Annotated in this window: 23 protein-coding genes and 1 pseudogene; 11 read left to right on the forward strand and 13 right to left on the reverse strand. The window is 68.5% G+C overall.

All coding sequences use genetic code 11. The annotated features are described in order from the left end of the window. Positions 1-28 precede the first annotated feature (28 nt). Genes ACPCUW_RS10290 through ACPCUW_RS10315 form a run of 6 tightly spaced genes read right to left on the reverse strand, consistent with a single transcriptional unit; the run spans position 29 to position 5,043 of the window. Positions 29-520 (reverse strand): hydrogenase maturation protease, encoded by a 492-nt coding sequence (locus tag ACPCUW_RS10290; protein WP_064906866.1) that lies wholly within the window; start codon positions 518-520, stop codon positions 29-31. Next, a complete protein-coding gene (locus ACPCUW_RS10295; RefSeq protein WP_063017227.1) occupies positions 517-1,809 on the reverse strand; it encodes a Ni/Fe hydrogenase subunit alpha in 1,293 nt (430 codons plus the stop codon). Before ACPCUW_RS10295 ends, ACPCUW_RS10290 begins: the two co-directional genes overlap by 4 nt. Beyond that, a complete protein-coding gene (locus tag ACPCUW_RS10300) occupies positions 1,793-2,566 on the reverse strand; it encodes an oxidoreductase (protein WP_063017225.1) in 774 nt (257 codons plus the stop codon). The genes ACPCUW_RS10295 and ACPCUW_RS10300 overlap by 17 nt, the downstream gene beginning before the upstream one ends. Then, positions 2,566-3,375 (reverse strand): FAD/NAD(P)-binding protein, encoded by an 810-nt coding sequence (locus ACPCUW_RS10305; RefSeq protein WP_423424509.1) that lies wholly within the window; start codon positions 3,373-3,375, stop codon positions 2,566-2,568. The genes ACPCUW_RS10300 and ACPCUW_RS10305 overlap by 1 nt, the downstream gene beginning before the upstream one ends. A gap of 41 nt (positions 3,376-3,416) precedes the next feature. Then, positions 3,417-3,926 carry a Crp/Fnr family transcriptional regulator gene (locus ACPCUW_RS10310; protein WP_305780670.1) on the reverse strand — a complete coding sequence of 170 codons (510 nt, stop codon included), beginning with the start codon at positions 3,924-3,926 and terminating at the stop codon, positions 3,417-3,419. Further along, a complete protein-coding gene (locus tag ACPCUW_RS10315) occupies positions 3,913-5,043 on the reverse strand; it encodes a 4Fe-4S dicluster domain-containing protein (protein ID WP_423424469.1) in 1,131 nt (376 codons plus the stop codon). Before ACPCUW_RS10315 ends, ACPCUW_RS10310 begins: the two co-directional genes overlap by 14 nt. A gap of 349 nt (positions 5,044-5,392) precedes the next feature. Between ACPCUW_RS10315 and ACPCUW_RS10320 the strand changes: the two genes are divergently transcribed. Next, positions 5,393-6,196, forward strand: a complete 804-nt coding sequence (locus ACPCUW_RS10320) for an SAM-dependent methyltransferase (protein WP_423424470.1) — start codon at positions 5,393-5,395, stop codon at positions 6,194-6,196. Positions 6,197-6,272: 76 nt separating this feature from the next. Here ACPCUW_RS10320 and ACPCUW_RS10325 read toward each other — a convergent pair whose 3' ends face one another. From ACPCUW_RS10325 to ACPCUW_RS10340, 4 genes are all read right to left on the reverse strand, one after another. Next, complete coding sequence (locus ACPCUW_RS10325; RefSeq protein ID WP_423424472.1) at positions 6,273-7,961, reverse strand: sigma-54-dependent Fis family transcriptional regulator; 1,689 nt, start codon at positions 7,959-7,961, stop codon at positions 6,273-6,275. A gap of 108 nt (positions 7,962-8,069) precedes the next feature. Then, on the reverse strand, positions 8,070-9,185 hold the full coding sequence (locus ACPCUW_RS10330) for an NDMA-dependent alcohol dehydrogenase (RefSeq protein WP_064906869.1): 1,116 nt from the start codon (positions 9,183-9,185) through the stop codon (positions 8,070-8,072). A gap of 21 nt (positions 9,186-9,206) precedes the next feature. Then, a complete protein-coding gene (locus tag ACPCUW_RS10335; protein ID WP_423424474.1) occupies positions 9,207-10,718 on the reverse strand; it encodes an aldehyde dehydrogenase family protein in 1,512 nt (503 codons plus the stop codon). 155 nt (positions 10,719-10,873) lie between these two features. After that, positions 10,874-11,818, reverse strand: coding sequence for an NADP-dependent oxidoreductase (locus ACPCUW_RS10340; protein ID WP_423424475.1), 945 nt, complete (start codon positions 11,816-11,818; stop codon positions 10,874-10,876). A 119-nt stretch (positions 11,819-11,937) separates the two neighbouring features. Between ACPCUW_RS10340 and ACPCUW_RS10345 the strand changes: the two genes are divergently transcribed. From ACPCUW_RS10345 to ACPCUW_RS10360, 4 genes are all read left to right on the forward strand, one after another. Further along, positions 11,938-12,435: a MarR family winged helix-turn-helix transcriptional regulator gene (locus ACPCUW_RS10345; protein ID WP_063017208.1), complete on the forward strand. Its 498-nt coding sequence runs from the start codon at positions 11,938-11,940 to the stop codon at positions 12,433-12,435. A gap of 179 nt (positions 12,436-12,614) precedes the next feature. Beyond that, entirely contained in the window at positions 12,615-12,833 is a 219-nt protein-coding gene (locus tag ACPCUW_RS10350) for a ferredoxin (protein ID WP_423424477.1), read from the forward strand. Then, the gene (locus ACPCUW_RS10355; protein WP_423424478.1) at positions 12,830-14,221 is read left to right on the forward strand and encodes an NAD(P)/FAD-dependent oxidoreductase; all 1,392 of its coding nucleotides are present in this window, start codon (positions 12,830-12,832) and stop codon (positions 14,219-14,221) included. The genes ACPCUW_RS10350 and ACPCUW_RS10355 overlap by 4 nt, the downstream gene beginning before the upstream one ends. Before the next feature lie 68 nt (positions 14,222-14,289). Beyond that, positions 14,290-15,558, forward strand: coding sequence for a cytochrome P450 (locus ACPCUW_RS10360; RefSeq protein ID WP_423424479.1), 1,269 nt, complete (start codon positions 14,290-14,292; stop codon positions 15,556-15,558). Positions 15,559-15,577: 19 nt separating this feature from the next. On the opposite strand, the gene ACPCUW_RS10365 is transcribed toward ACPCUW_RS10360, so the two are convergent. Both ACPCUW_RS10365 and ACPCUW_RS10370 read right to left on the reverse strand, forming a co-directional pair. Next, the gene (locus ACPCUW_RS10365; protein WP_423424481.1) at positions 15,578-17,572 is read right to left on the reverse strand and encodes an APC family permease; all 1,995 of its coding nucleotides are present in this window, start codon (positions 17,570-17,572) and stop codon (positions 15,578-15,580) included. Positions 17,573-17,661: 89 nt separating this feature from the next. Further along, the gene (locus ACPCUW_RS10370; RefSeq protein WP_104390663.1) at positions 17,662-18,396 is read right to left on the reverse strand and encodes an IclR family transcriptional regulator; all 735 of its coding nucleotides are present in this window, start codon (positions 18,394-18,396) and stop codon (positions 17,662-17,664) included. Positions 18,397-18,528: 132 nt separating this feature from the next. On the opposite strand from ACPCUW_RS10370, the gene ACPCUW_RS10375 reads away from it, so the two are divergent. Beyond that, on the forward strand, positions 18,529-19,941 hold the full coding sequence (locus ACPCUW_RS10375; RefSeq protein ID WP_423424483.1) for an acyl-CoA synthetase: 1,413 nt from the start codon (positions 18,529-18,531) through the stop codon (positions 19,939-19,941). 11 nt (positions 19,942-19,952) lie between these two features. Here the strand turns inward: ACPCUW_RS10375 and ACPCUW_RS10380 are convergent, their stop codons facing one another. Continuing rightward, the gene (locus tag ACPCUW_RS10380) at positions 19,953-20,585 is read right to left on the reverse strand and encodes a winged helix DNA-binding protein (protein ID WP_063017200.1); all 633 of its coding nucleotides are present in this window, start codon (positions 20,583-20,585) and stop codon (positions 19,953-19,955) included. A 213-nt stretch (positions 20,586-20,798) separates the two neighbouring features. Between ACPCUW_RS10380 and ACPCUW_RS10385 the strand changes: the two genes are divergently transcribed. The 5 genes and pseudogenes from ACPCUW_RS10385 to ACPCUW_RS10405 all read left to right on the forward strand — a co-directional run. After that, on the forward strand, positions 20,799-21,992 hold the full coding sequence (locus ACPCUW_RS10385) for a Rieske 2Fe-2S domain-containing protein (protein WP_423424485.1): 1,194 nt from the start codon (positions 20,799-20,801) through the stop codon (positions 21,990-21,992). Between the two features lie 4 nt (positions 21,993-21,996). Continuing rightward, positions 21,997-23,055, forward strand: a complete 1,059-nt coding sequence (locus ACPCUW_RS10390) for an FAD-binding oxidoreductase (RefSeq protein WP_423424486.1) — start codon at positions 21,997-21,999, stop codon at positions 23,053-23,055. Between the two features lie 51 nt (positions 23,056-23,106). Then, positions 23,107-23,979 (forward strand): VOC family protein, encoded by an 873-nt coding sequence (locus ACPCUW_RS10395; RefSeq protein WP_063017196.1) that lies wholly within the window; start codon positions 23,107-23,109, stop codon positions 23,977-23,979. 1 nt (position 23,980) lies between these two features. Further along, positions 23,981-25,273, forward strand: a complete 1,293-nt coding sequence (locus tag ACPCUW_RS10400; protein ID WP_423424487.1) for an amidase — start codon at positions 23,981-23,983, stop codon at positions 25,271-25,273. Further along, a pseudogene (locus ACPCUW_RS10405) lies at positions 25,270-26,198 on the forward strand (acetylornithine deacetylase); the annotation flags it as partial. The gene ACPCUW_RS10400 and the pseudogene ACPCUW_RS10405, both read left to right, overlap by 4 nt.

Genomic DNA, 26,198 nt, shown 5'->3' on the forward strand with positions numbered 1-26,198 from the left:
CCTCACCGGCACCGGACGCGGTGCACGTTCAGTCCGGCGGCCCTGCTCCGGCCGGGCGTAGCCCGAGGCGGGCGAGTTCGCTCAGCACGGCCGCGACGGCGTCCGGGACGGCCGCCGCTACCGGGCCGGACAGGCCGACACCCGGATCGAGGCACTGTGCCTCGACCGCGACGACGACGAGTTCGGCCGGGGCACGGCCCAGGACTCGCGCGAGCGGCAGCGCGTCCGCAACGCCGAGCGCATGCGAGCCGGCGGCGCGAGGGCACCCGCGCAGGTCCTCGACCGTGGTGCGCCACACCCGCCCGGGAGCCGGGGGATCGCAGCGAACCGCGTCCACGACCACCGCGAGCTCGAGACCGGCCCACAGGTCGAGAAGGCCGGTGGGTTCGCCGTCACACTGCGCCACCCTGACGGCGGGGATGCGCAGCGATTCGAGGCGACGGGCCACGGCGGGGCCGATGCCGTCGTCGTGGCGGTAGTCGTTCCCGACGCCGATCACCACGGCCCGCGGTCCGGTCATCGGCGGACCAGGTCGAGCTCGAGGAAGTGCGCCGAGCAGGAGATGCACGGGTCGTAGTTGCGGATCGTGCGTTCGCACAGGTGGGTGAGTGCCGCATCGTCCAGTCCGAGGTTGGCCTCGACCACCCGGCGCAGGTCGTCCTCGATCGCGGCCTGATTCTGCGAGGTGGGCGGAATGATGGTGGCCGCGCCGACGACTCCGGCGTCGTCGGTTTCGTATCGGTGGTAGAGCACTCCGCGGGGAGCTTCGCTGACGCCGTGGCCGACACCGGCACGTGGCCGCGCCGGGACCGCCGGTCGCGCGGGTCGCTCGTAGTCGTCGATCAGCCGGAGCGCTTCGTCGAGGGCGTAGACGAGTTCGACGGCGCGAACGAGGATGCTGCGGAAGGGGTTACGGCACCGCGCGCGCAGGCCCGCGGCCGCCGCGACCTCGCGGGCCAGCGGTGACAGCTGCGCGGAGTTGAGGCTGTAGCGGGCGAGCGGCCCGGCCAGGTAGCGCCGGCCGTCCAACCGGGCGTGCAACGCGGTGGAATGCGGCACCTGCCCTTCGACGACGTGCGCGCCGAAATCGGCTGCGGTGAACGAGGTTCCGGTGTCGCTGCGCAGGGTGCCGTCTTCGATGGCGTACCCGTCCGGCGCTGTGAGGGCGAGCAGGTCGTGGTCGAGTTCGAGGTCGGGAAAGTCGAATCCCGCGGCGAATGCGGCGGTCTCGACGGCGTAGTCCCGCGCGCGACGCAGCTGTTCGGCGATCGGATCGAACCGCGCCCGATCCGGTACCGCGTAGAAGCCGCCGATCCGGACGTTGATCGGATGGATCGAGCGACCCCCGACGAGTTCGAGCAGGCTGTTGCCCGCCTTCTTCACCGCCAGACCGTGTTCCACCAGTTCCCGGTGGTCGGCGGCCAGCGCGACGGCATCGGGATAGCCGAGGAAATCGGGCAGGTGGAGCAGATAGATGTGCAGGGCGTGGCTGGAGATCCACTCACCGCAGTACAACAGCCGCCGCAACGCCGCCAGCGGCGCGTCGAGGCGGATACCGCAGAGTTGTTCGAGTGCGTTGCACGCGCTGGTCTGATAGGCCACCGGGCAGATTCCGCAGATGCGGGCGGTGAGATCGGGCGGCTCGGTGTAGGCCCTGCCCCGCAGGAACGCCTCGAAGAACCGTGGCGGCTCGTAGATGTTCAATTCCGCGCGGGTGACCTTGTCGCCCTCGACGACGACCCGCAGGGCTCCTTCGCCCTCCACCCGAGCCAGCGAATTCACCGTCAATCGCCTACTGCGGTGGCTCATCTCGCCCCCTTTCCGCGAACGGCGGTGCGGCCGCGGCGAATGTGGCGAACACCCGATCGACATCGTCGTAGGACATGCCGTTGACGCGCAGGATCGGAAGCAGCGCACCGATATTGGGGCGGGCCATCGGCCCGAAGCATCCGAAACAGCCGCGGTGATACGACGGGCACAGGGCGCCGCAACCGGCCTGGGTGACCGGGCCCAGGCACGGTATGCCGTCGGCGACCATGACGCAGGTATTGCCGCGGCGCTTGCATTCGGTGCACACACTGGTGTCGGGCAGATCGGGTGCGCGACCGGCCAGCAGGGCGCAGAGGGTGTCGAGGAGCTGGCGGCGGTCGATCGGGCAGCCGCGCAGTTCGTAGTCCACTCGCACATGCGCGGCGATCGGGGTCACGGTGTCCAGCGTCGAGATGTACTCCGGGCTCGCGTACACGATCGAGGTGAAGTCGCCGATATCGGCGAAGTTGCGCAGTGCCTGGATGCCGCCGTGGCTCGCGCAGGCGCCGATCGTGACGAGAATGCGTGACTGCGAACGGATTTCGGCGATCCGATCGACCTCTTCGGGCGTGGAGACCGATCCCTCGACCAGCGACACGTCGTAGGGCCCGGGTTCGACCGCACTGGACGCCTCGGTGAAATGCGCGATCCGGATCCGGCCCGCGAGCGTCAGCAGCTCGTCCTCGCAGTCCAGCAGGGTGAGCTGGCAGCCGTCGCAGGAGGTGAACTTCCATACCGCGAGTGTCGGGACGGTCATCACAACTCCCGCACCGTCATCAGCGGTCCGGCCACCGCGTAGTCGACGACGGGACCGTCCCGGCAGATCAGTAGCGGCCCGAGCTGGCAGTGGCCGCATCGGCCCACGCCGCACTGCATATTGCGCTCCATCGACAGCCGGATGTCGCCGCGTGCCATGCCGTGCCGAATCAGCGTCTGCGCGCAGAACCGCATCATCGGTTCCGGCCCGCACAGGAATGCGGTGGTGCGCGCGGGATCGACGACGAGCGCGCGGAGGGGTTCGGTGACGAAGCCGACCCTTCCGGTCCAGCCGGGAGCCGGGTGATCGACGGTCCGGTACAGCTCGAGCCGGCCGTCGGCCTGCCATGCGCGCTGATCGTCCCGGAAGAGGGTCTCACCGGGGGTTCGCGCGCCGGTGATCAGCACGATCCGGCCGTATTCGGCTCGCCGCGCCAGCGCCTCCAGCACGATCGGACGCAGCGGCGCCATCCCGACTCCACCGCCGACGACGACCAGATCGCGGCCGACGGCGGAATCGAGATCCCATCCGGCGCCGAACGGCCCGCGCACCCCGATCACGGCACCGGGCGGTGAGTCGTACAGCGCGGAGCTCACCGCACCGACCGAGCGGATGGTGTGCTCGAGGAAATTGTCTGCGGCACAGGGATTTCCGCTGACCGAGATGGCGATCTCGCCCACCCCGAATCGGTAGAGCATCATGAACTGGCCGGCCCGGAACCGTTGTGCCGCATCAGCTATCGGGGCGAGGACCAAGGTCGCGGTATCGGCGGTCTGCGCGATGCGCTCGACCACCCGATAACGGAGCATGGTGTCCGGGTCGGCGACCACGGCGGCGGCCGGCGCGCTGCTCACCGCCCACCTCCGCTCTCCCCCCGGCGCAGCGGGGCGGTCGTGGCCGCCTCGCCCGGATTGCGGTAGAGGTTCAGCAACCTCGCCCGGGTGGCCTGCAGCCGCTCCACCAGCGCCTCGAAGAGCAGCAAGGTGAGCGTGTAGCCGAATTTCGGGTCGGCATCGGCGATGTCGGCCAGGCGGGCCGCATCGAATTCGATCGCCTGCACGGGCTCGGTGGTGACGGCGCCGAAATGCCAGCGGTAGGGAGGCACGAGCCATGACCATCCGAGCAGATCACCGGGTCCGAGGGTCTGCACCACGAAGGGCTCGCGGCCGGGAAGCGTCGCGTCCACGGCCACACATCCCGATCGGAGGAGCCAGCATCGGTCGGCTCGGCGGCCCTCCGTGATCAGCCGCTGCCCGGCGGGATAGCCGACGTTTCGCCCCGCTCGCGCGAGCGTGCCGAGTTTGCCGCGGTCCAGCGTGGCGAGCGGCGCGAAGGCGGACAGTTCCTCAGCGGTGGTCATCCTCGCCTCCTTCGACCGTTTCGGCCAGGCGGGCGACCTCGACGGTCAGGTCGATACCCGCGGGGCACCACGCGATGCAGCGTCCGCACCCCACGCAACCGGAACTGCCGAATTGGTCGTACCAGGTACTCAATTTGTGGGTCAGCCACTGCCGATACCGGCTCTCTCCCGACTGCCGCACACTGCCGCCGTGCAGATGGGAGAAGTCGAGTTCGAAGCACGAGGCCCACCGCTCCCAGCGCTCGGCATGTGTGCCGGTGAGATCGGTGACGTCCTCGGTGGTGGTGCAGAAACAGGTGGGACACACCATGGTGCAGTTGGCGCAGGTGAGGCAGCGGCTCGCGACGTCCTGCCAGTGAGGCGATTCGCGGGAGCGGCGAAGCACGTCGCGGACATCGACATCCGGCATGCTGCGTCCCATCCGGTCCGCCGCCGCCGCGACCTCGGCTCGCGCCGCCGATATCTCCGCCTCCGAACTCGGTTCGCCGACCAGTTCGGCGGCGATGCGCGCACCCGCCTCGGTACCCACGTCGACGAGGAACCGGTGCCCGGTGTCGTCGATGCGTTCGGTGAGGGCGAGGTCGTAGCCGGAGGACACGTCGGGACCGGTGTGCATCGATGCGCAGAAGCACACGCCGCCCGGCTCGGTGCAGTTCACGCCGATGATGAACAGCTCCCGGCGCCGCGCCGCGAACGCCGAGTCGGGATGGGCGCCGCCGCCGAGCACCTGCCCGAGCACGCCGATCGCGGCCATATCGCAGCCGCGCACTCCGAGAAATGCGGTCGGCGTCGGAATATCCTGCACCGGTTCGGAATTCAGATCCGCGTCGAACCGGGCTATCCGGCGATGAGGCGGCTGGAGGAATTGTTTCCACGATCCCGGGCCGGCCGAATGCGAGAAGACGGCTTCGTCGTCGCGCCGGAACAGCCGGTATCGCCCCGGCTCGGTGTGCACACCCCAGCCCCCGGGCAGCCGGGCGCCCGAATCGAGCTCGTCGAGGACTATCGCCCCATCGCGGACCTGCGGGCCGATGACCCGGTATCCGTGCTCGACGAGGACGGTGACGAGCCGATCCAGGCCCGCCCGGTCGATCGTCATGTTGTCGCCGATGGTCATGTGGAGCCTCTGTTCGCCGCAGAGTCGGTATTCGTCGCCGGTTCGCATTCCAGCCTCGTCGCGGGGGTGCCCGACCGGGAGCGCCGAAGGTCCCGGCCGGGGGGCCGGAAGGCCCGAATCGGATCCATCCACGGCAACCGGCGCCGTTGTCCTCGGTGGTCCACGGCGCCGGATCGTCGACCGGCCGGGCCACGAGATCGCCGAGAACCGGATTCGCGCCGAGGGTGCCGGGTAGACTTTCGCCGCGTGCGGGGATCGGCCTCGGTCGCCGATTCCCGTTGCCCGCAACACGTTCGACACGGCACTCCGCATATCGCCGTTGCCGCTTCGTCTCGGAAAGGATTGCGACGTGGAATCCGGCTCCCCTGTCGACCTGCGACAGAACCAGCCCCACACTGCCCGCATGTACGACTACTACCTCGGCGGCCAGGACCACTACAGCGCGGATGCGGAAGCGGCCGAGAAGGTCGTGGCGACCTGGCCCGGAGTGCGGGTGGCCGCGCAGCAGAACCGGGCGTTCATCCACCGTGTGACACGGTTCCTGGCGAACGCGGGGATTCGTCAATTCCTCGATATCGGAACGGGTATCCCCACCGAGCCGAATCTGCATCAGGTGGCCCAGCAGGTCGCCCCCGACTCGCGAGTCGTCTACGTCGACAACGATCCGATCGTGCTCGTCCACGCCCGGGCGTTGATGATCAGCTCCGCGGAGGGACGCACCAACTACATCTCCGCCGACGTCACCACCCCCGAAGCGATTCTCGACGCCCCGGGATTGCACGAGACGCTGGACCTGACCCAGCCGGTCGCGGTCAGCCTCAACGCGCTGATGCATTTCGTGCCCGACGAGCACGGCGCCTACGGGATCATCGAGACGCTGATGAAGCGGTTCGTGCCCGGCTCGTACCTGGTGATGACGCATGTCACCCCGGACTTCGATCCGACGGCGATAGCGACGGTGGTCGAGATCTACCGCCGCAGCGGTCTGCCGTGCCAGGTCCGCAGCCGCGACGAGTTCGCGCGCTTCTTCGACGGCATGGAGCTGATCGAACCGGGTGTCGAGGTGCCGCACCGCTGGCGCCCCGACGGTGTCGCACCCGCGAAGAAGATGGACGTGCAGGTGTCCGCCTACGCGGCCGTCGCACGCAAGTAGCCCGGTCCCCGCATCGTCCGGAACAGGCTGTGCCGCAACCGTTTCGGCGGCAGCTGCTCCCGAACGCCGTCCCGCGCTATCGGCACGCGGGACGGCCGAGCGACGATCGGCCGTCGGTGATGCGCAGCGCCTTGAGCCGGGCGTACAGCGTGGTGCGGCTGATGCCGAGTTCGTGGGCCGTCTTGAGCTTGTTGCCCTGATTGCGGCGTAGCGCCTCGACGATGGCATCGCGCTCGGCGCGCTCGCGACCGGAAAGGCGGCGGGCCCGCGAGGACACGCGGTAACGGTCCGGCAGGTCGGCTACCGTCACGTCCCCGCGATGGCGATGCCGCAGCACATGCGCCAGGACGGCCTTGAGTTCGTGCAGGTTGCCGGGCCACGGGTGGGTGGCGAGCAATTCGATCACGCTCGGCAGCAACCGCACATCGGCGGACGGATCGAGCTCGTGCAGCAGGGTTTTCGTGATCGCGGGCAGTTCGGCGGCACGTTCGTGCAGCGGCGCCACGTCCACCCGCTGCACACACCTGGCCGCCAGCGCGGCATGCGCGCCGTGGGTAGTGCGCAGCGGCAGCGAGGTGAGCAACACTCTGCGCCCGCGCGCGGCGTCGATCGCATCGATCAGTTGGTCGACCACCGGCTCCGGCAGGGCATCGACCCCGTCGACGCAGACGGCGCCACCGGGGCCGGACAAGTTCTCCCGCAGCCTGTCGATCCAGTGCTGGGCGCCGTCCGCCGCGACGTCCGCGCATTGATGGAATTCCACGTCTGCGCCGCGCGCCAGCCGCCGAGCCTCGCTGCTGCGGCCGGAGCCTCGTTCGCCGACGATCAGAACCGGTCCCGTCGTCGCCCCTTCCAGCGCCCGGTGCCCGGTGGTGCCCGCCGACACCCTGGTCACGGTCGCGGCCTCTTCGAGGGGTTCGAAGTGGAACAGCATGCCGGTGCCGGCGCCGGGCGCCTGGGACAGATGAATGCGCACCGCCGCACCGGACGCGAGCCGAACCTCGGTGACGCGCGGATGTGCGGCGGTCCGCTCCGCCAGCAGGCGCAACAGCGCGTAGTCGGACGGGCCGAGCAGATCCACCGCGCTCTTGTTGGTCAGCACGATGTCGTCGCCGACCGCGGCGATGGCGCGCCGCTGCCGGGAAACGGTCTGGAACGCGGCCAGCAGCGCACGTTCGGACGCCTTGGCCTGATCCAGCAGCCGCTGTTCGATATCCTGGGCCGCCCGCTGCAGAAACGGGCCGAGCAGCGGATCGGCGTGGGTGTTGGTGCTGGTGATGTCCAAGGCGCCGACCAGGCGGCGGGTGACCGGATGCAGGATCGGGTGACCGTAGCAGGTGAATCCCTTGAAGCGCTCGATGTAGTGCTCGGAGCCGTTGACGGCGATGCCGCGGCGGGTTTCGAGCGCGGTACCCAGCGCATTGGTGCCGAAGGTGTCCTCGGCGAGGCTGGTTCCGCTCCGGATGCCCAGTGTGTCCAGCGCCTGCTCGAAGCGCGGATCGCCGAACCACCGGTAGACCAGCCGGCACTCGCGATCCGCGAGCAGCAGGCTGTAGGCGGTGTCGGCGAGGGCGACCGCCATCTGATCGAGAACCGGCCGCGCGGCCTCGAGCAGCCGGCTGCGCGGATCGACCTCCACCGTGGGCAGATCGGGGAATCCGTCGAATTCGGGTGGTACGCCGGACAGCTTCGAGCGCCGCCACGACAACTCGATCTCCCGGCGCGGCGCCGACGCCGTCGCCTCGCCGCACTGCGATGTCGCCATCCGGTGCTACCTCCTGTCTGCCGGGCATACCCACGTCGGCCGCGGTTCGCTTGCCACGGTCCCGGCGGGGACCGCGGCCGCCACCGTGGCGGCGGCCGCGGGGCGGACCTACGATCCGGCGTGGATCACCACACCACGGATATTCTTGCCGTCGCGCAGGTCTTGATAGCCCTGATTGATGTCTTCGAGCGAATATCGCGTGGTGATCAGCTCGTCCAGCTTCAACTGGCCGCTGTCGTAGAGACGCAGCAGCCGCACGATGTCGTACTGCGGGTTGGCGGATCCGAACAGCGTGCCCTTGATGGTCTTCTCGTTCAGGGTCAGCTCGGCACCGGAGACGTGAACGGTGAGCTTGGCCGGATCGGCCAGGCCCGTGACGACCACGGTCCCACCCTTGCCGATGACGGCGAAGGCGGCCGACACGACCTCCTCGGTCACCGTGCCGACGGTGATGATCGCCTGGTCGGCGCCCTGCCCCCAGGACAGTTCGGCGACCTTCTCGGCCGCCTCCTCGGACGTCGAAAAGGCATGGGTGGCACCCATTTTCAGCGCCGTCTCGCGTTTGAAGCCGACCGGGTCGACCACCACGACGTACTTGGCCCCGGCATGGACGGCGCCCTGCACCGAATTGATGCCCAGCCCGCCGATGCCGTAGACGACGGTGATGTCACCGGCGCGCACATTGCCCGAGTAGACCGCGCTGCCCCACCCCGTCGGCACCCCGCAACCCACGACTACCGCGGTCTCGAGGGGCAGCCAGTCGTCGACCTTCACTACCGAATGCTGCGAGATCGTCGCCCGCTCGGAGAAGGTGCCCAGCATGCACATCGCACCGAAATCCATTCCGCCGGAATGGAATCGGAACGTCCCGTCGGGCATGCAGCCGTCCAGGATGGTCGCACCCATATCGCACAGGTTCTGCCGGCCGGTCGAACAGTACCGGCAGGTGCCGCAGTTGGGAATGAAACTGCACACCACGTGGTCGCCGGGAGCGACCTTGGTGACGCCGGGACCGACCTCCTCGATGATTCCCGAGCCCTCGTGCCCGCCGACGATCGGATAGCGCGGCGGCAGATCGCCGTCGGTGAGATGCAGGTCGGAATGACACAGTCCGGCTGCGGTGTAGCGGATCAGGACCTCGCCGGGGCCGGGCCCGTCCAGGTCGAGTTCCATCAGTTCGAACGGTTTGCCGGGCTCGACGAGTACTGCTGCTGTTGTCTTCACGAAAGTTCTCCTGCGCTGGAATCAGAGGGCGACGTTGACCGACTTGGTCTGCAAATACAGGTCCAGGCCGTCCGGGCCGAGTTCACGGCCCCAGCCGGACTGCTTGTAACCGCCGAAGGGCATCGCGGTGTCGAAGCCGTTGTACTGGTTGATCCACACCGAGCCGGCTTTCAGCTCACGGGCCACCCGGTGGGCCTTGGAGATGTCACGGGTCCAGATGCCCGCGGCCAGGCCGTAGATCGAATCGTTGGCCTGGTGCGCGGCGGCTGCGATCCCTTCGTCGGCGTCGAACGGAAGCGCCGCCACGACCGGGCCGAAGATCTCCTCGCGCACGATGCTGAATTCGGTCCGCACGTCGACGAATACGGTCGGTTGCACGAAGTATCCGGTGTCGCCGTGGCGGCCCCCGCCGGTGAGCGCCTTCGCCCCGTCGGCGAGGCCGGCCTGCAGATAGGCGGTGACGCGGTCGAACTGCTCCTGCGACACCAGCGGGCCCAGCTCGGTGGACGGGTCCAAGCCGGGACCGATCTTCACCCGCGAGGCGGCCTCGGCCACCGCGGCGGTGAAATCGCCGAAGATCTTGTCCTCCACATACAGTCGCGTCCCCGCAACACAGCACTGGCCGTGATTGAACAGCCAGGCGTTGAGCGAGCCGGTGACCGCGGCATCGAAATCCGCGTCGGCGAACACCACGTTGGGGCTCTTGCCGCCCAGCTCCAGCGACACCTTCTTCAGATTGCCCTTGGCAGCGTCGACGACCAGCTTGCCGACCTCCGTGGATCCGGTGAAGGCGACCTTGTCGACGCCGTCGTGCGCGGCCAGGGCGGCGCCGGCATCGCCGAATCCGGTCACGATATTGACCACGCCGGGCGGGAATCCGGCCTCCTGGAACACCTCTCCCAGCAGCAGCGCGGTCAGCGGAGTCTGCTCGGCGGGCTTGAGCACCACCGTATTTCCGGCAGCCAGCGCGGGGGCCAGCTTCCAGGCTGCCATCAACAGCGGGAAGTTCCACGGCACGATCAGCCCGCAGACCCCCACCGGCTCGCGCAGGGTGTACGCGTGGAACCGGCTGCCGGGCGGCGCGAACGGCATCGACACATCGACCGTGCTCCCTACGATCTTGGTCGCCCAGCCCGCGTAGTACCGGAAGACGTCGGCCGCCCACGCGGTGTCGACGACGGTGGCGACCGCCGCGGATTTACCGTTGTCCAGCGCCTCGAGTTCGCCGAACTGCTCCGCGCGTTCGGAGAGAAGATCGCCCACCCGCCACAGCAGCCGTTCGCGCTCATTGGGTTTCATCCACTGCCACGGCCCGTTGTCGAAGGCGCGGCGGGCGGCGCGGACGGCGCGGTCCACGTCGGCCGCCTCGCCGTGGGCCACCTCCGCCAGCACACTGCCGTCGGCGGGATTGTGCGTCGCGAATGTCCGGCCCGACCGGGCATCGGTCCATTCGCCGTCGATCAGCAGCTGCTTTCGACCGCTGAGTACCGCCCGAACGTCCGCTCGGACCGGGAACTCGGAGACGACCGTCATCGAAACCTCCTGGCTACAACCTGATGTGATGCAAGCCATAGTGGGATGGATCGAGCATCGGGAAGTGTCCAGTTTCTGAACACCCGGCGTGAGCCGGCCGGCAGCGGTCCCGCGCCGGCACCCGTCGGTGTCGTCTCCCCGCCGGTCCGGCGCAGTCAGTCCGCGGCCGGGAGGACGACGACCTTGCCCGGCAACGTTCCCGCGGCCGCCCGGGTGTGCACCGATGCCAGCTCTGCCAGCGGGACACGCTCGTCGACATCGACGATCAACGCGCGAAGGTCCACGCGCGCAACGAGTTCCGCCAGTTGCCGCGCGTCGCTGCGGACGTAGACGTCGACGGCACGCACGCCGCGCGCCGCGTCGGCCGGGGCGGGCATCCACACGGTGGTGCCGACTACGACGCCGCCGTCGCGGACCAGTCCGGCCAGCGCCGCGAACTCGGCCGGATCGATCGGCGCGAGGTTGAGCAGGACGTCGATCGGCTCGGTCACCGCCGCGGTCACCTCGGTGGTGGTGTGGTCGACGACCTCGTCGGCGCCCCGCGCCTCGACGCGCTCGCGGCTGCGCGGACTGCCGGTGGCGATCACATGGGCGCCGGCCGCCTTGGCCAGCTGTACCGCATAACCACCCACGGCTCCCCCGGCGCCACTGATCAGGATCCGTTGCCCGGGCTTCAGTTCGGCGTGGTCGAACAGCGCCTGCCACGCGGTGAGTCCGACCAGCGGCAGCGCGGCCGCATCGGCGAGCGGGATGCTCGCCGGCGCCGCCGCCAGACTCCGCGCAGGGGCGAGCACGCACTCCGCCGCGGCGCCGTCGTCGGTGAACGGCAGGAAGCCGACGACCCGGTCACCGACCTTCGGCTCGTCGACGCCCTCGCCGAGCGCGTCGACGGTTCCGGCGACGTCCAGGCCGGGGATGTGCGGCAGGGCCAGCGGCATCGGGCCCTGCATCAATCCCGCGCGGATATTGCCGTCGACGCCGTTGAACGATGTCGCCGCAACGCGCACCCGGACCTGGCCGGGACCGGGAACCGGCCGGTCGACGTCCTCGTAGCGAAGGACCTCGGGATCGCCGTACTCGTGGAATCGAACCGCCTTCATCGTGGTGCCTCACTCTCGATGTGATGTGCTTCGAGTTCGAAGCACATCCGTCACGGTAGCAGTGCTTTGAATTCGAAGCAAGAGTTTCGAAATCGAAGCAAGAGTTGTACAGTCGTGCCATGTCCGAGACCCCGCGGCCCCTGGACGCCGTCCAACTGGGCGCGTATTTCGCCCTCATGGAGGTCGCCGGCCTGCTCCGGCACGCGGTCGAGCAACAGCTGCGAGACGCCGGCGATCTGAGCTACGTGCAGTTCCAGCTGCTGGCGCGGCTCGGTCTCGACTCCCCCACCGGCAGTGAGCGCATGACCGATCTGGCCGACGGCGTCGTCTACAGCCGCAGCGGATTGACCTATCAGGCCGGTCTGCTCGAGAAGGCGGGACTGGTCACGCGCGCGCCCTCCGCGGACGACGAGCGCGGCGTCACGGTCACGATCACCGATGCCGGCCGGGCGCTGCTCGCCGAGGTCCTGCCCGGTCATACCGAGGTCGTCAACCAGCAACTCTTCGAACCGCTGTCACGCGCGGACACCAAGGCGCTGGCCGAGCTGCTGTCGCCGGTGCGCGACCACATGCGTGCCGCGCCACCCCGCTCGGCAACACCTCGCCGCCGGCGATAACCCATCGGCCCGGCCGCTACGAATCCTTGGTGAGGTGCCCGCACGGCACCGGGCATTCCGGGACGTGTCCTCCGGTAGGAGTTCACGTCGACCCTCGCGGGGATCAGCGCCGATCGGTCCGCAGCGGTCGCAAGGCAATCCGGCCCGACAAGACTCGGTTCGAACGAGGAGCTGAGGACATGCGCATCGTGGTCGATCTGAATCGGTGCCAGGGGTATGCCCAGTGTGTTCCGCTGGCACCGCAGGTGCTGCGGCTACTGGGCGATGAGGCGCTGGCCTACGACCCCAATCCCGACGACGGTCAGCGCGGCCGGGTCGTGCGGGCGGCGGCGGCCTGCCCGGTTCAGGCCATCCTGGTGGAAACCCACACTCCCGACGAGGCGGAGCCCACGACATGAGGACCGCCTCGCTGATGGCGGACCTGGTCGACACCTTCCGGGCCGAAGGCCGCATCGTGATCGTGGGCGCTTCGCTGGCCGGGTTGCGCGCGGCGGAAGCTCTGCGGGAGAGGGGCTTTCACGGAAGCTTGACCATCATCGGCGACGAGCCGCACGAACCGTACGACCGTCCGCCGTTGTCCAAACAGGTTTTGCAGGGATGGGTGCGCGCCGATCACACAGCACTTCCGCGGATGCGGGCCGTCGACGCGGACTGGCGGCTGGGGGTGGCCGCGACCGGCTTGGACCGAGCGAACCGGCGGGTCCTGTTGGCCACCGGCGATGCGGTGCCCTACGACCGGCTGCTCATCGCCACCGGCGTGCGGGCCCGGCCGTGGCCCAACCCGGCCGAGGCCGCCCTGCGCGGAGTGTTCACCGTGCGCACCCGCGAGGACGCTGCGGGGCTGCAGGCAGCGCTGAACGCGAATCCGCAGCGCGTCCTGGTCGTCGGCTCGGGATTCATCGGCTCGGAACTGGCCTCGGTATGCCGCGAGCGCGGCGTGCCGGTGACCGTCGCCGAACGCGGCGGCGGTCCACTGATCGGCCCGCTCGGCGGGGTGATCGGCGATATCGCCGCGCGGATGCAGCGCGGCGCGGGAGTCGACCTGCGCACCGGCGTGTCCGTCCGGTCCCTCGACGGCGACGCCGACGGAAAGGTGCGCCGGGCCTGCCTTTCGGACGGAACCACAGTGGACGTCGATGTGGTGGTCGCGTCGCTCGGGTCGATCCGCAATGTCGAATGGCTGCGCGGCGCCGGACTTGCCGCCGGTTTCTGGGGCGTCGGGTGCGATGCCGGTTGCCGCGCCTTCGACATCAACGGCGTGGTGACCGACAACGTCTTCGTGGCAGGCGATGTCGCACGGCAGCCCCATGTGCTCTACGAGTATCAGTTCATCTCGATGGAGCACTGGGACAACGCGGTATGCGGTGCGCAGGTCGCCGCGAACAACATGATCAGCCTGGAGACCGAACGGCGACCGCATTTGCCGCTGCCGTCGTTCTGGTCGGCGCAATTCGGGGTGAACATCAAGGGTGTGGGCGTGTGCTCGTTCGGCGACGAGATCGCGTTCACCCAGGGATCGCCCGAGGACTTTCGGTTCGCCGCCGTCTACGGCCGCCGGGGCCGCATCGTCGGTGCGGTGACCTTCGATCACGGCAAATGGCTCCCGTACTACGCGGCGATGATCGAACGATCGGCGCCGTTTCCGCCGCCACTGCCGGGCTACGATCGGGCCCCCGATCCGGCACCGATGCCGGCCCGCTTTCCCGATCCGCGAGTGCCGACCGGCATCCCCGACGTGGTGCTGACCGGCCACGACCCCACCTCACGAGGCGCCGAGTTCCATTGAGCGCCGAGTTCCGTCGAGCGAGGAGGCAGCCTAATGTTTTTGTCAAGCAGCAGTGGCGGTTACGCGGTATGACGGCGGCGACCGCCTGGGCCGAGGCGATGACATTCGAACACCGCGCCGACCCGTACCCGTTCTTCGATCAGCTACGCCGGACCCCGGTCGCGCGCGTGGCCGACAACCTGTATGTGGTGACGGGTTATCAGGAACTGCTGGCGCTGGCGCACGACCCGCGGGTCAGCTCCGATATCGGCCGCAGCCCGCTGGGCAACCCCCTGGCAGGGGACGCCGGCGCCGCGAGCACGCCGCCGACTCGGACGCCGAGCATCATCGTCTCCGATCCGCCCGATCACGATCGGGCCCGCCGCCAGGTGATGCGCCACTTCGGCCCGCCGCACTCGCCCGATGTCATCCCCGGCACGGAACCCGTGATCGTCCGGTTGTGCAACCGGCTGCTCGACGAATTCGAGGCCGGCGGCACGACCCGGATGGACGTGGTCGACGACTACGCCTACCCCGTACCTGTGACGGTGATTTCCACGATTCTCGGCATCCCGCTCGCGGACGAGCCCCGGTTCCACGCCTGGATCTACGACATGCTCACCGGCACCGATCTGGGCCCGGACGCGCGGACCGCAGAGGGCAAGGTTCGCGCCGGCCGGGCGCACGCCGGCCGTGACGCACTCACCCGATATCTGGCCGGCCTGATCGAGCAACTCCAGCGTGCGCCCGGCCCGGGGTTGCTGTCGCGATTGCTGCACGACGACGGCCCCGACGGCCCGATGCCGGTCGGGCAGGTGCTGGCCAATGCGGTACTGCTGCTGATCGCCGGGCACGACTCGACGGTCAACACCATCGCCAACTGTGTGCTGACACTGTTGCGCAACCCCGGTTCCTACGACCAGGTGCGCGACCGGCCACATCTTCTGCCGCGCGCGATCGAAGAGGTCCAGCGGTTGCAGGCCGCGGTGCAGTTCTTCCCCAGCCGCAGCGTCACCGCCGATATCGAGATCGGCGGCACCGTGATTCCGGAAGGGTCCGCGGTGCATCTGGTCTACGCCGCCGCCAACCGCGACCCGAACCGGTTCACCGATCCGAACCGCTTCGACATCCAACGGCCCGACAACGAGCATTTCGGCTGGGGCAGCGGCATCCACACCTGCCCGGGCGGCCCGCTCGCGCGATTGGAAGTCAATCTCGCACTGGAGATCTTCCTACGCCGCGTCGTGACACCGCGGCTGGTCGTCGATCCGCCACCGTATCGGCGCAGCCAAATCTTCCGGGGACCACGACATCTGCTCATCGACGTCGACCACATCGCCGGCCGAGCCGATCGATGACCGCGGCGGAAGCCTCCGATCAGGGAGCGACGATGCCGCGGCGGATCTGACCGGGGCTCGGTGTGACTGTGGGCGGCTTGCGATTTCGCGAAGAGCGCAGTTGGTAGGGAACGCTGGTGACCATGACACCCGGTTCGAACAGCAGGCGTGCTTTGAGCCGGAGCGAGCTCTGGTTGTGCAGCAGGTTCTCCCACCAGTGTCCGACGACGTACTCGGGGATGTAGACGCTGACCACGTCCCGGGGCCGCGATCGGCGGAGCCGTTTGATGTATTCGACGACGGGACGGGTGATTTCGCGGTAGGGCGACTCGACGACCTTCAACGGAATGCTGACGTCGTGGCGCTCCCACGATTGGGTCAGCGCCCGGGTGTCGGTGTCGTCGACGTTGACCGTGACGGCGGTGAGGGTGTCCGGGCGGGTGGCGCGCGCGAACTGGACGGCCCGCTGAGTTGCCTTGTGCCAGTCCGAAACCAGCACGATCGCATGCACCCGGCCGGGCAGCGTCGTCTCCTCGTCGGGGTCGATGTCGAGTTCGGCGCGCACCGTCGCGTAGTGGGTGTGGATGGAATACATCATCAGCACCAGCAGTGGCATCGCGATGACCACGAGATAGGCGCCGTGACCGAATTTGGTGATCATGACCACGACCAGCACGACGCCGGTGAAGCAGGCGCCGAACGCGTTGATCGCCCGGGCACGGTGGATGCGCCGGCGTTGCCCCGGCGCGGTCACCGCGCGTAGTTCGCGATTCCAATGCCGGACCATGCCGGTTTGGCACAGCGTGAACGAGGTGAACACGCCGACGATGTAGAGCTGGATCAACCTGGTGGTCTGTCCGTCGAAGGCGTAGATCAACCCGGCGGCGACCGCGGCGAGCAGGATGATGCCGTTGGAGTAGGCGAGCCGGTCTCCGCGCGTGTGCAATTGGCGTGGCAGGTAACGATGTTGGGCCAGGATCGAGGTCAGCAGCGGGAATCCGTTGTAGGCGGTGTTCGCGGCGAGGATCAGGATCAACGCGGTGGTGACCATCAGGTAGTAGAAGCCCAGGCTGCTGTCGCCGAAGACCGCCCCCGCGATCTGCGCGATGACGGTCTTCTGGGCGTCGGTGCGGCAATCGCCCGGAAAGCCGATCAGGTCGCAGGTATTCTCGGCGACGCGCGTGTGGGTGATCATCGCCAGCGCGGTGACACCGGTGAACATGGCGATCGCCAGGACACCCATCGCGGTCATGGTCCGGGCCGCGTTGAGCGACTTCGGTTTTCGGAACGCCGGGACGCCGTTGGAGATCGCTTCGGCCCCCGTCAGCGCCGTACACCCCGAGGAGAACGCCCGCAGCGCGAGAAATGCCACCGCGGCCGTACCGAGGCCCGCGTGCGCGGCGTTGATCTGGTAGTGCGCGCTCTCGGCGACCGGTGCGTGCCCGATCAGCGTCTCGACCACACCGATCGAGATCATCACCATGACGCCGGCGACGAAGGCGTAGGTCGGCACGGCGAACGCCCGGCCGGATTCTCGCACCCCACGCAGGTTCATCGCGGTCAGCGCCACGATGAACCCGATATCGATCAGCACCCGATGCGGGTTCAGCGCCGGCGCCGCGGAGATGACGTTGTCCACCCCCGCCGCGACCGATACCGCCACCGTCATCACGTAATCGACCAGCAGCGCCGCCGCGACGACCAAACCCGGTATCGCCCCGAGGTTCTCGGCGACGACCTCATAGGATCCACCGCCCGACGGATAGGCGCGCACGACCTGGCGATACGACAACGCGACCACCGCCAGCAGCACGACGACACCACCGGCCACCCACGGTGTCAGATACAGATAGCTGAGCCCGCCCAGCGTCAGGATGAGCAGAATCTCCTGAGTCGCATACGCCACCGAGGACAGCGGATCACTGGCGAAAATCGGCAATGCCAGCCGCTTCGGCAACAGCGTCTCCCCGAGCCGATCGCTGCGAAACGGTCGTCCCAGCACCACCCGTTTGGCGACGTCGATCGGTGAAACCACGATTAATCAGCCTAAATCCGGCAAACCCGAACCCAGTGATCGCGAGGCGTAGGGAAAACGTAAAAAATCCCGCGCCGCAGCCGCAGACCTCACTCGCCGAGCAGCCGTTCGACGGCGGCACGGGTCGCCAGAGCCCGGGCTCCGTAATCCTCGAAAAGCGCGGGGGTCAGCCGTGACGACGGCCCGGAGATGCTGAAGCATGCGCGGGCCGGCCCGTAGCGCCCGCGCAGGGCCACCGCGACCGCGCAGATACCGTCGTGCAGCCCTTCGATCGTGGTGGCGTATCCCCGTCGGCGGATGAGAGCGATCTCCTCCCAGAGTTCGTCCACGTCGGTGATGGTGTGTTCGGTGGTCTTGGCGGGGGTGTGGGACAGGTAGGCCGCGATCCGTTCGTCGGACAGGGTCGCGAGGAACGCCTTTCCGGTCGCGGCGGCGTGCAGCGGCAGCCGGGTGCCCAGCGCCATGAACGCGCGCACCTGGTGCGAACTGTCGAGACGTTCGATGAGCACCAGTTCGTCGCCGTCGGGAACCGCGAGATGCACTGTCTCACCGGTCGACATCTGCAGCGCGGACAGCTCCGGCAGCGCCACCTCACGCAGATTGTCGCGACCCGCGACCGCGCTACCCACCCGGAAAGCCAGACCGGTGATCTCCCACCGTCCTTCCGGTGACGACCGCACCCACCCGGCCTCCTCGAGGGTTTTCAGACAGCGCTGCACCGTACTTTTCGGGACCTCCAGCCGCCGGGCGAGGTCGCTGAGACCCGCGGGCTGCAGCCGCGCCACCTCCTCGAATACCCGCAGGGCGGTCAGCACGCTGTTCACGACCGCGCCCTTGCGCCGAGCGCGCGGCGGCACACCCGTTGTTGACGGAGTCGCCTGGAGCTAATACCGTCACTGGTCCATAATATAGCACATCGGTCCACAATGTGGACCATACACGAGAAAGTGGCCCTCATGCCAGTTCCTCTTCTCACCGCATTGCAGACCGCAACGGCCGAGTCCCGCCCCGCCGTCACGATCGGCGACACCGCCCTGCGGCCCGATGCGCTGTTGGGCGCGGCGGGCGCGCTCGCGCATCGCCTCGCCGGCGCCGGATGTGTCGCCATCGACGCCCGCCCCAGCGTCGACACCGTGATCGCCGTCGTGGGCTGCCTGCTGGCCGGTGTGCCCGCGGTCCCCGTTCCCCCGGATTCCGGCGCGGTCGAACGCCGCCACATCCTCACCGACTCGGGCGCCGAATTATGGCTCGGCGCAACGGATTCCGATATCTCCCTGCCCGCGGTCACGGTCGACCCGCGCGCCTGCGAATCCTGGACGGGCCCAGAACCCGATCCGGCCACGGCGGCGCTGATCGTCTACACCTCCGGGACCACCGGCGCGCCGAAGGGAGTGGTGCTGTCGCGCGCCGCGATCGCCGCCAGCCTGGACGGACTGCGCGACGCGTGGCAGTGGAGCGCCGACGACGTTGTCGTCCACGGGCTTCCGCTGTTCCACGTGCACGGCCTGGTGGTCGGCGTGCTGGGCGCCCTGCGCACCGGATCGCCGCTGGTCCACACCACTCGCCCGACCCCCGACCGATACGCCGCGGCGGGCGGATCGCTGTATTTCGGCGTGCCGACGGTCTGGTCGCGGGTCTGCGCCGATCCGGATTCCGCGCGGGCGCTCGCCTCCGCTCGCCTGCTGGTCTCGGGGAGCGCGCCGCTGCCGGTTCCGGTGTTCGAAGGGTTGCGGGCGCTTACGGGCAGCGCGCCGATCGAGCGGTACGGCATGACCGAAACCGTCATCACACTCAGCACCCGATACGACGGTGAGCGCCGCCCCGGCTGGGTCGGACTACCGGTGACCGGAGTGAAAACCCGGCTCCGCTCGGACTCCGGCGATACCGTCGGCCACGACGGCGAAACGCTCGGCCGCCTCGAAATCGCCGGGCCCACACTGTTCGACGGCTACCTCCACAACAAGGCCAAGACCGACGAGGTCATGTCGCCCGACGGATGGTTCGACACCGGCGACATCGCCGTGATCGATCCGGACGGCTTCCACCGCATCGTCGGTCGTGAATCGGTCGACATGATCAAATCCGGTGGCTACCGGATCGGCGCGGGCGAGGTCGAACACGCACTGCTGTCGCACCCGGGCGTGCGCGAGGCCGCTGTGGTCGGTGTCCCCGATGCCGATCTCGGCCAGCGCATCGTGGCATATGTCGTCGGCGAGCCCGGAAACCACGACGCCCTCATCGATTTCGTCGCCGGATCGCTGGCGGTACACAAGCGGCCGCGTGAGATTCGCATGGTCGAGACGCTGCCACGCAATGCGATGGGCAAGATCCAGAAGAAGACGCTCCTCAGTGATCACACCCCGCACTGACCGGACACCGTTCACCCGGCTCCGTCACCGCGCCGCCGGCGCCGCTTCGCGGCCGGTTCGGGTTCGGCCTCGTCGCCCTCGGCCGGGAACATGACCGCCGGATTGATGGTGGCCAGGTCACGACTGGCCGCCGCGTAGAGGCCGGTCAGAATGTGCATCGTGCGGACCGCATGCCGCATTTTCGTTGTCACATCGGATAATTCGGCCAGATTGGCCGTGAGCAGTTCACGCCGCAACGCGGCATAGCGATCGGAGATCTCGCGCCCGGCCTCGGTCACCCGGAACACCGACGAGGTGCCCGACTTGGTGCGCTCGAGCAGACCCAGGCTGACCAGCTTCCGCAGGTTGTACTGCAGATTGGGCAGATCCTCGCGATTGGTCAGCTGCGCGATGGTCGCGGTGTCTTTGGCGCGTTCCTGCATGCGCACGACATGCAGCGCCACGACTTCGTTGAAGGCCAGATCCACATCCCCGGCGATCCGTAACGCCTGCACGGCGAACCGCTCGAACGCGCCCTCGACCTGCAACAGGGCGAATTCGAAGGCGGTCATCGCCTCTTCGTGGGTGTTCTCGGCCAGATGCCAGCGACGTTCCGGATCCAGATTCGCGGGCCGGTCGGCGCCGGCGGCTTCGGTGGCGGTCATAGGACACCAGCCAACACGGGTAACCCGGCCGACCGCAATGTGGAACATGAAATTTACGTTGAAAGTCTATTGATAGTCCACGAAGATTATGTAATGTGGCTCAGGACACCACGGTGTCCAGCCCACATTCCGCGCCGCATTCCCCGCCGCGCCACTCATCACGGATCAACCACGCACACACCGCGTGGTCCCCACCTCGATGGAGGTTTCTCGATGTCCGCTGACCACTACAACGGCACCTCGGCCGGTGTGACCCGGCACTACGCCCCCTACGTCCAGGCCGACTGGGGCTATGCCAACCACTGGTATCCCGCACTGTTCTCCACCGAGCTCGCCGACGGCACCGTCAAAGGCGTCACCATCGGCGGCCACGACATCGCCCTGCGCCGGTCGGCGGGTAAGGCCTACGCGCTGTCGGATCGGTGTATCCACCGCGGCGTGAAACTGTCGGCGAAGCCCATGTGCCTGTCCGAGGGCACCGTGACCTGCTGGTACCACGGCTACACCTACAGCGTCGACGACGGCAGCCTCACCACCATCGTCGGCAATCCCGACGATTCGCTGATCGGGCGGGCCGCGATCCGGACCTATCCGGTCGAAGAAGTCAACGGCATGATCTTCGTCTTCGTCGGCGACGCGGACTACGGCACCCCGCCGCCGCTCGAGAGCGATCTGCCGATGCGAGTCACCAACGACCCCAACAACTCTCCCGTCGCCCACCTGATGGACGACAACATCATCGTGCGCGGCATCCACCGCAAGCTGGTCGGCAACTGGCGCCTGGCCGCCGAGAACGGCCTCGATCCGGGACATCTGCTGGTGCACTGGGACAACCAGATCCTGGTGGCCCTGGACCGTGCCCTGCCGCTCGGCGTCAATGCCCTCACCGACGACGCCACCGAGGAGATCGACATCCCCAACGGGCCCAAGGGCGTGATGAACCGCTACGACCGGCCCGATCTGTATCAGCCGGTGCTGGAGAACCCGAAGGTCGACATCAAGGCCCGCGGCAGCGTTCAGCACTACTTCCGCACCTCGCTGTGGGTGCCGGGCGTGTTGATGGTGGAGCACTGGCCGATCACCGACGTCGTGCAGTACGAGTTCTACGTCCCGATCGACGACCACCACCACGAGTACTGGGAGGTCGTGGCGACCCGCGCCCACACCGACGAGGAACGGGCCGAATTCGACTTCAAGTTCGAGCATTTCTTCAAGCCGCTGGCGCTCGAAGGCTTCAACAACAGCGACGTGTTCGCCCGCGAGGCCACCGAGGAGCACTACACCCGCTTCGACGGCTGGAACAACGAAATGCTCTGCGACATGGACTATTCCATCGTCGCGTGGCGCAAGATGGCCGCCCGTCACCTGCGCGGATACTTCGAATCGCCGTATCGGGACGAGGACTGACCGCATGACCATGTCTCCGAGCGAAATCCGCTCCACCGACCGCGCGGACACCGGAACCCATTGTGTCCGTTTGCGTTACACCGACACGGTGAAGGAGATCCACGTACCGGAAGGCATTTCCGTGCTGGACGCCGCCGGCGCCGCCGGCGTGCGGCTGGCCCATCAATGCGGGATCGGCACCTGCGGCACCTGTATCGGCCGGATATCGGCCGGAGACGTGGTCATGCCCGAAGGCCGCGTCTACCCTTTGCGCGCGGACGAATCGGCGGCGGGCATGCGGCTGCTGTGCCAGGCGCGTGCCCGTTCCGACGCCGAGATCGACCTCGACTACCCGGCGGCCCTGCTCGACGAGAACCCGATCATCACGACCACCACCAAGGTCGCCGGCCTCACCTGGCTGGCCGATTCCGTGGTGGAACTGCAGATCCGGTTGCCGAAGTCGGCGAAATTCTCCTTCCGGGCGGGACAGTACGTGCGGCTGCGGGTGCCCGGCACCAGCGAATGGCGCTCGTACTCCATGGCTTCCGGGGAACGGGAGAAGCGCCGGCTCACCTTCACCGTGCGCGTCCTGCCGTCCGGGGCGATGTCGCACTATCTGCGTGAGCGCGCCGCCGTCGGCGACGAGCTCGAGATGGAGGGCCCGATGGGGTCGTTCGGACTGCGTCCCGAACCCGGTCCGATTCTTATGGTGGCGGGCGGCACCGGACTGGCCCCGATGTTGTCGATGCTCGACACGCTGCAGACCGCACGCGATCGCGACCGCATCGAGCTGGTTTTCGGCTGTACCCGCGGACTCGATCTGTTCCACCTCGACGAGCTCGCGGGACGGCGCAGTTTCACCCCGGGGCTGTCGGTGCGGGTGGTGGTCGACGAGCCGTTCGACCATCCCGACGTGCTCACCGGTAATCCGGTCAGCGTGCTCACCGCGGCCGACGTCGCCGACCCGAACACCAGCGCCTACCTGTGCGGTCCCCCGGCCATGCTCGATGCGGCCCGCGTCCGGCTGAGCGAACTGGGCCTGCCGCCCGAGCGGATCCACGCCGAGCAATTCCTCCCCAGCTGATCACCACCGGCGGCCCGGCCGCCGGTGCGCACAGATTGTGAACGAATCATCATGAGCATCGCCCGACTCGGGGCTCTGACCGTCGAGGTCGCCGATATCGACGCCTGGCAGCATCTGCTGGTCGACCTTCTCGAACTCGATGCCCGGCCCCGCACCTCGTCGGCGGATCCGCTGCTGATCCGCCTCGACGACCGCCACCACCGCATCGCGTTGTATCCCGGTGCCGAGGACCGCGTCCGGCGGGTCAGCTGGGAGGTGAACACTCCCGAGCAGCTGAAGACGCTGGCCGAGGCGGTCGAGGCCGAAGGCATCGAGGTCGAGCGGGTGGCCGCCGGCGACACGTTCGATGTCGCCGCCGCCATCCGGTTCGCCGATCTGGACGGGTTTCCCACCGAGATCGGCTACGGCGTGCTGACCGACCACCACCCGGTACGGCCCGGCGGGGTGATCAGCGGCTTCGTCACCGGCGAACTGGGCCTGGGGCATGTGGTCTACATGTGCTCGGACTATCCGGCGGCGGTGGACTTCTACACCCGCGTCCTCGGTTTCCGGCTCACCGACTACATCGTCTGGGACGGCGCGGATGCCACCTTCCTGCACTGCAATTCACGCCACCACAGCCTGGCGTTGATGAACGAATGCTTCGGGATGCGCGGCGGCGACCTCAACCATCTGATGATCGAGACCGCCACGCTCGACGACGTCGGCCGGGCCTACGACCGGATCACCGCCGCGGGCATCGATCTGAAGATGACGCTCGGTCGCCACACCAACGACGGGGTCACCTCGTTCTACCTCTCCACGCCGTCCGGCTTCGGCATCGAAATCGGCTGGGGCGGAGCCGTTGTCGACGAGGACTGGGTCGTGCAGACCTACGACGCCCCGGCGCGCTGGGGCCATGAGGTCCGGAAGAAGGTGAGCTGAGATGACCGTGGACGCCACCACCGGCGAGCACACCGAGACCTCGAGCATCACGACGGTGGAACGCTATCTGGAGCGCGTCGCCGTACGCGACGAATCCGTCCGTGCCTGGGCCTTTCTCGATCCGGACCGAGCTCGCGCGCAGGCCCGCGCACTCGATGCCGAAACGCCCCGCTCGCCGCTGCACGGAATTCCGGTGGGCATCAAGGACATCATCGACACCGCCGATCAGCCGACCGCCTACGGCAGCCCCCTCTGGTCGGGACATCGCCCCGGCCGCGATGCCGACGCGGTACGCCGGCTGCGCGCGGCAGGCGCGCTGATCTTCGGCAAGACCGCCACCACCGAGTTCGCCACCTACGAGCCGGCCCGCACCCGGAACCCGCACAATCTCGAGCACACACCGGGCGGATCGTCGAGCGGCTCGGCGGCAGCGGTCGCCGACGGCCAGGTGCCCATCGCCCTGGGCACCCAGACCGCCGGATCGGTGCTGCGTCCCGGCTCCTACTGCGGCGTCTTCACGCTCAAACCCGGTTACGGCCGGTGGTCGTTCGACGGCGTGCTGCCGGTGGCGCTGAGCTTCGACACCCTCGGCGCGTTCGCGCGGCATCCGGTGTGGCTCGGCGCGGTCGACCAGGTCCTCACGGACCGAGTACAGACCGCGGTACTGCCCGCCACCCGCGACCTCACCGTCGGTGTGCTGCGCCCCCCGTGGGACGACCGCGCCGGGACCGACGCGCTGGAGCGCCTGGAATCGTTCGCCGCCGGCCTGCGCGCCCACGGCACCACCGTCACCGAGATCGCCGTTCCGCCCGAGCTGGCCGAGCTCGACGACGCACACACGCTGATCATGGCCGCGGAGGCCGCCGCGGCACTCCACGACCGCGTCGGCCGCGACGGAACCGACGGGATCAGCGCCCGGCTGGCCGAATTCCTCACCCGTGGCCGCACCGCGGAGCCGAGCCGAATTCAGCACGCGCGCAGCGTTCTTCGTGCTGCCCGGCGCTTCGTCGACGGTGCGCACCACCGCGCCGACGTCCTGTTGACCCTCGCCGCGACCGGAGAGGCGCCGCACGGCCTGGACAGCACCGGCGACCCGGTGTTCAACAAGCTCGCCAGCGTCGCCGGGCTGCCCGCGGTCGGCTTGCCGACCGGCACCGGCGCCACCGGACTGCCGCTCGGCGTGCAGCTCATCGGCCCGACCGGCACCGACCATTCGCTCGTGCGCATCGCGACCTGCCTGACCGACCGGGTCGGGCTGGCCGCCCGCTGCCCACTACCGGAGGAACAGCGATGAACGACGCCATCACCAGCACGGAGGGCGCGGCGGAATCGATCCAGGACCTACCGCTGGACGACGACCGGCGCGCGATGTACGAGGCGGTCTGTGATCGACTCGACCCCGACCGCTTCCGCGATCTACTCGTCTCGCTGGTCGACATCCACAGCCCCACCGGACGCGAACGCGCGGCCTCGGAATTCATGGCCGACCATCTGCGCCACGAGGTCGGCGTCGACGCCGCCTATCGACCGGTCAGCGAGCACACCGGCAATGTGCTGGGCGAGATGCGCGGCAGCGGTGGCGGCAGTCGGCTACTGCTGTACGCCCCCATCGACACCCACATCGACCCCGAGGCCGATGTGCCGTGGGTCGGGCCGCGATTGCGTCCGGATATGGTGCCCCAGGCGCGGGTGGACGGTGATCTGGTGATCGGGCTCGGCGCCTCGAATCCGAAATGCATGGTGGCCGGGCTGACCGAGGTCGTCCACGCCGTCGCGGACGCCGGTGTGCCCCTGATCGGTGATCTGGCGATCGGCTTCGCGGGCGGCGGAATGCCGGTCACCATGAGCGACCGCGACAACGTGGGCATGAGCAGCGGGGTGTTCCACCTGCTCACCCACGGCGCGATGCCCGATCACGCCATCGTCCTGAAACCGTGGTGGGCCGTCTACCCGGAGGAACCGGGCATGTGCTGGTTCAAGGTGTCGGTGCGCGGCACCTTCGGATACGCCGGAATCAGCAGGGGCACACCGGGGTTCCGCTCGTCGATCGTGCCGGCCGCGCGCGTGGTCGAACATATCGAGGCCTGGCTGCCCGAATACACCGCGCGCAACACCTCCGGCTCCACCATTCCCGAGGGGTGGATCTCGGCCCTGCGTTCCGGAAACCCGGACAAGCCGGCATTCCCCTCCGCGACCTGCCCGTGCGTCGCGTCCTGCGC

Origin of the sequence: Nocardia sp. AB354 (genome assembly GCF_049538315.1) — a bacterium.
Classification (GTDB): domain Bacteria; phylum Actinomycetota; class Actinomycetes; order Mycobacteriales; family Mycobacteriaceae; genus Nocardia; species Nocardia nova.

What these genes read in the sequence shown, in the direction of transcription:
- ACPCUW_RS10400 (WP_423424487.1), top strand. Translation starts at nt 23,981, where the DNA reads ATGACCGTGGACGCCACCACCGGCGAGCACACCGAGACCTCGAGCATC.
- ACPCUW_RS10345 (WP_063017208.1), top strand. Translation starts at nt 11,938, where the DNA reads ATGTCCGAGACCCCGCGGCCCCTGGACGCCGTCCAACTGGGCGCGTAT.
- ACPCUW_RS10340 (WP_423424475.1), bottom strand. Translation starts at nt 11,818, where the DNA reads ATGAAGGCGGTTCGATTCCACGAGTACGGCGATCCCGAGGTCCTTCGC.
- ACPCUW_RS10325 (WP_423424472.1), bottom strand. Translation starts at nt 7,961, where the DNA reads ATGGCGACATCGCAGTGCGGCGAGGCGACGGCGTCGGCGCCGCGCCGG.
- ACPCUW_RS10380 (WP_063017200.1), bottom strand. Translation starts at nt 20,585, where the DNA reads ATGACCGCCACCGAAGCCGCCGGCGCCGACCGGCCCGCGAATCTGGAT.
- ACPCUW_RS10390 (WP_423424486.1), top strand. Translation starts at nt 21,997, where the DNA reads ATGACCATGTCTCCGAGCGAAATCCGCTCCACCGACCGCGCGGACACC.
- ACPCUW_RS10355 (WP_423424478.1), top strand. Translation starts at nt 12,830, where the DNA reads ATGAGGACCGCCTCGCTGATGGCGGACCTGGTCGACACCTTCCGGGCC.
- ACPCUW_RS10350 (WP_423424477.1), top strand. Translation starts at nt 12,615, where the DNA reads ATGCGCATCGTGGTCGATCTGAATCGGTGCCAGGGGTATGCCCAGTGT.
- ACPCUW_RS10395 (WP_063017196.1), top strand. Translation starts at nt 23,107, where the DNA reads ATGAGCATCGCCCGACTCGGGGCTCTGACCGTCGAGGTCGCCGATATC.
- ACPCUW_RS10375 (WP_423424483.1), top strand. Translation starts at nt 18,529, where the DNA reads ATGCCAGTTCCTCTTCTCACCGCATTGCAGACCGCAACGGCCGAGTCC.
- ACPCUW_RS10295 (WP_063017227.1), bottom strand. Translation starts at nt 1,809, where the DNA reads ATGAGCCACCGCAGTAGGCGATTGACGGTGAATTCGCTGGCTCGGGTG.
- ACPCUW_RS10305 (WP_423424509.1), bottom strand. Translation starts at nt 3,375, where the DNA reads ATGCTCCGTTATCGGGTGGTCGAGCGCATCGCGCAGACCGCCGATACC.
- ACPCUW_RS10290 (WP_064906866.1), bottom strand. Translation starts at nt 520, where the DNA reads ATGACCGGACCGCGGGCCGTGGTGATCGGCGTCGGGAACGACTACCGC.
- ACPCUW_RS10360 (WP_423424479.1), top strand. Translation starts at nt 14,290, where the DNA reads ATGACGGCGGCGACCGCCTGGGCCGAGGCGATGACATTCGAACACCGC.
- ACPCUW_RS10385 (WP_423424485.1), top strand. Translation starts at nt 20,799, where the DNA reads ATGTCCGCTGACCACTACAACGGCACCTCGGCCGGTGTGACCCGGCAC.
- ACPCUW_RS10315 (WP_423424469.1), bottom strand. Translation starts at nt 5,043, where the DNA reads ATGACCATCGGCGACAACATGACGATCGACCGGGCGGGCCTGGATCGG.
- ACPCUW_RS10300 (WP_063017225.1), bottom strand. Translation starts at nt 2,566, where the DNA reads ATGACCGTCCCGACACTCGCGGTATGGAAGTTCACCTCCTGCGACGGC.
- ACPCUW_RS10310 (WP_305780670.1), bottom strand. Translation starts at nt 3,926, where the DNA reads ATGACCACCGCTGAGGAACTGTCCGCCTTCGCGCCGCTCGCCACGCTG.
- ACPCUW_RS10335 (WP_423424474.1), bottom strand. Translation starts at nt 10,718, where the DNA reads ATGACGGTCGTCTCCGAGTTCCCGGTCCGAGCGGACGTTCGGGCGGTA.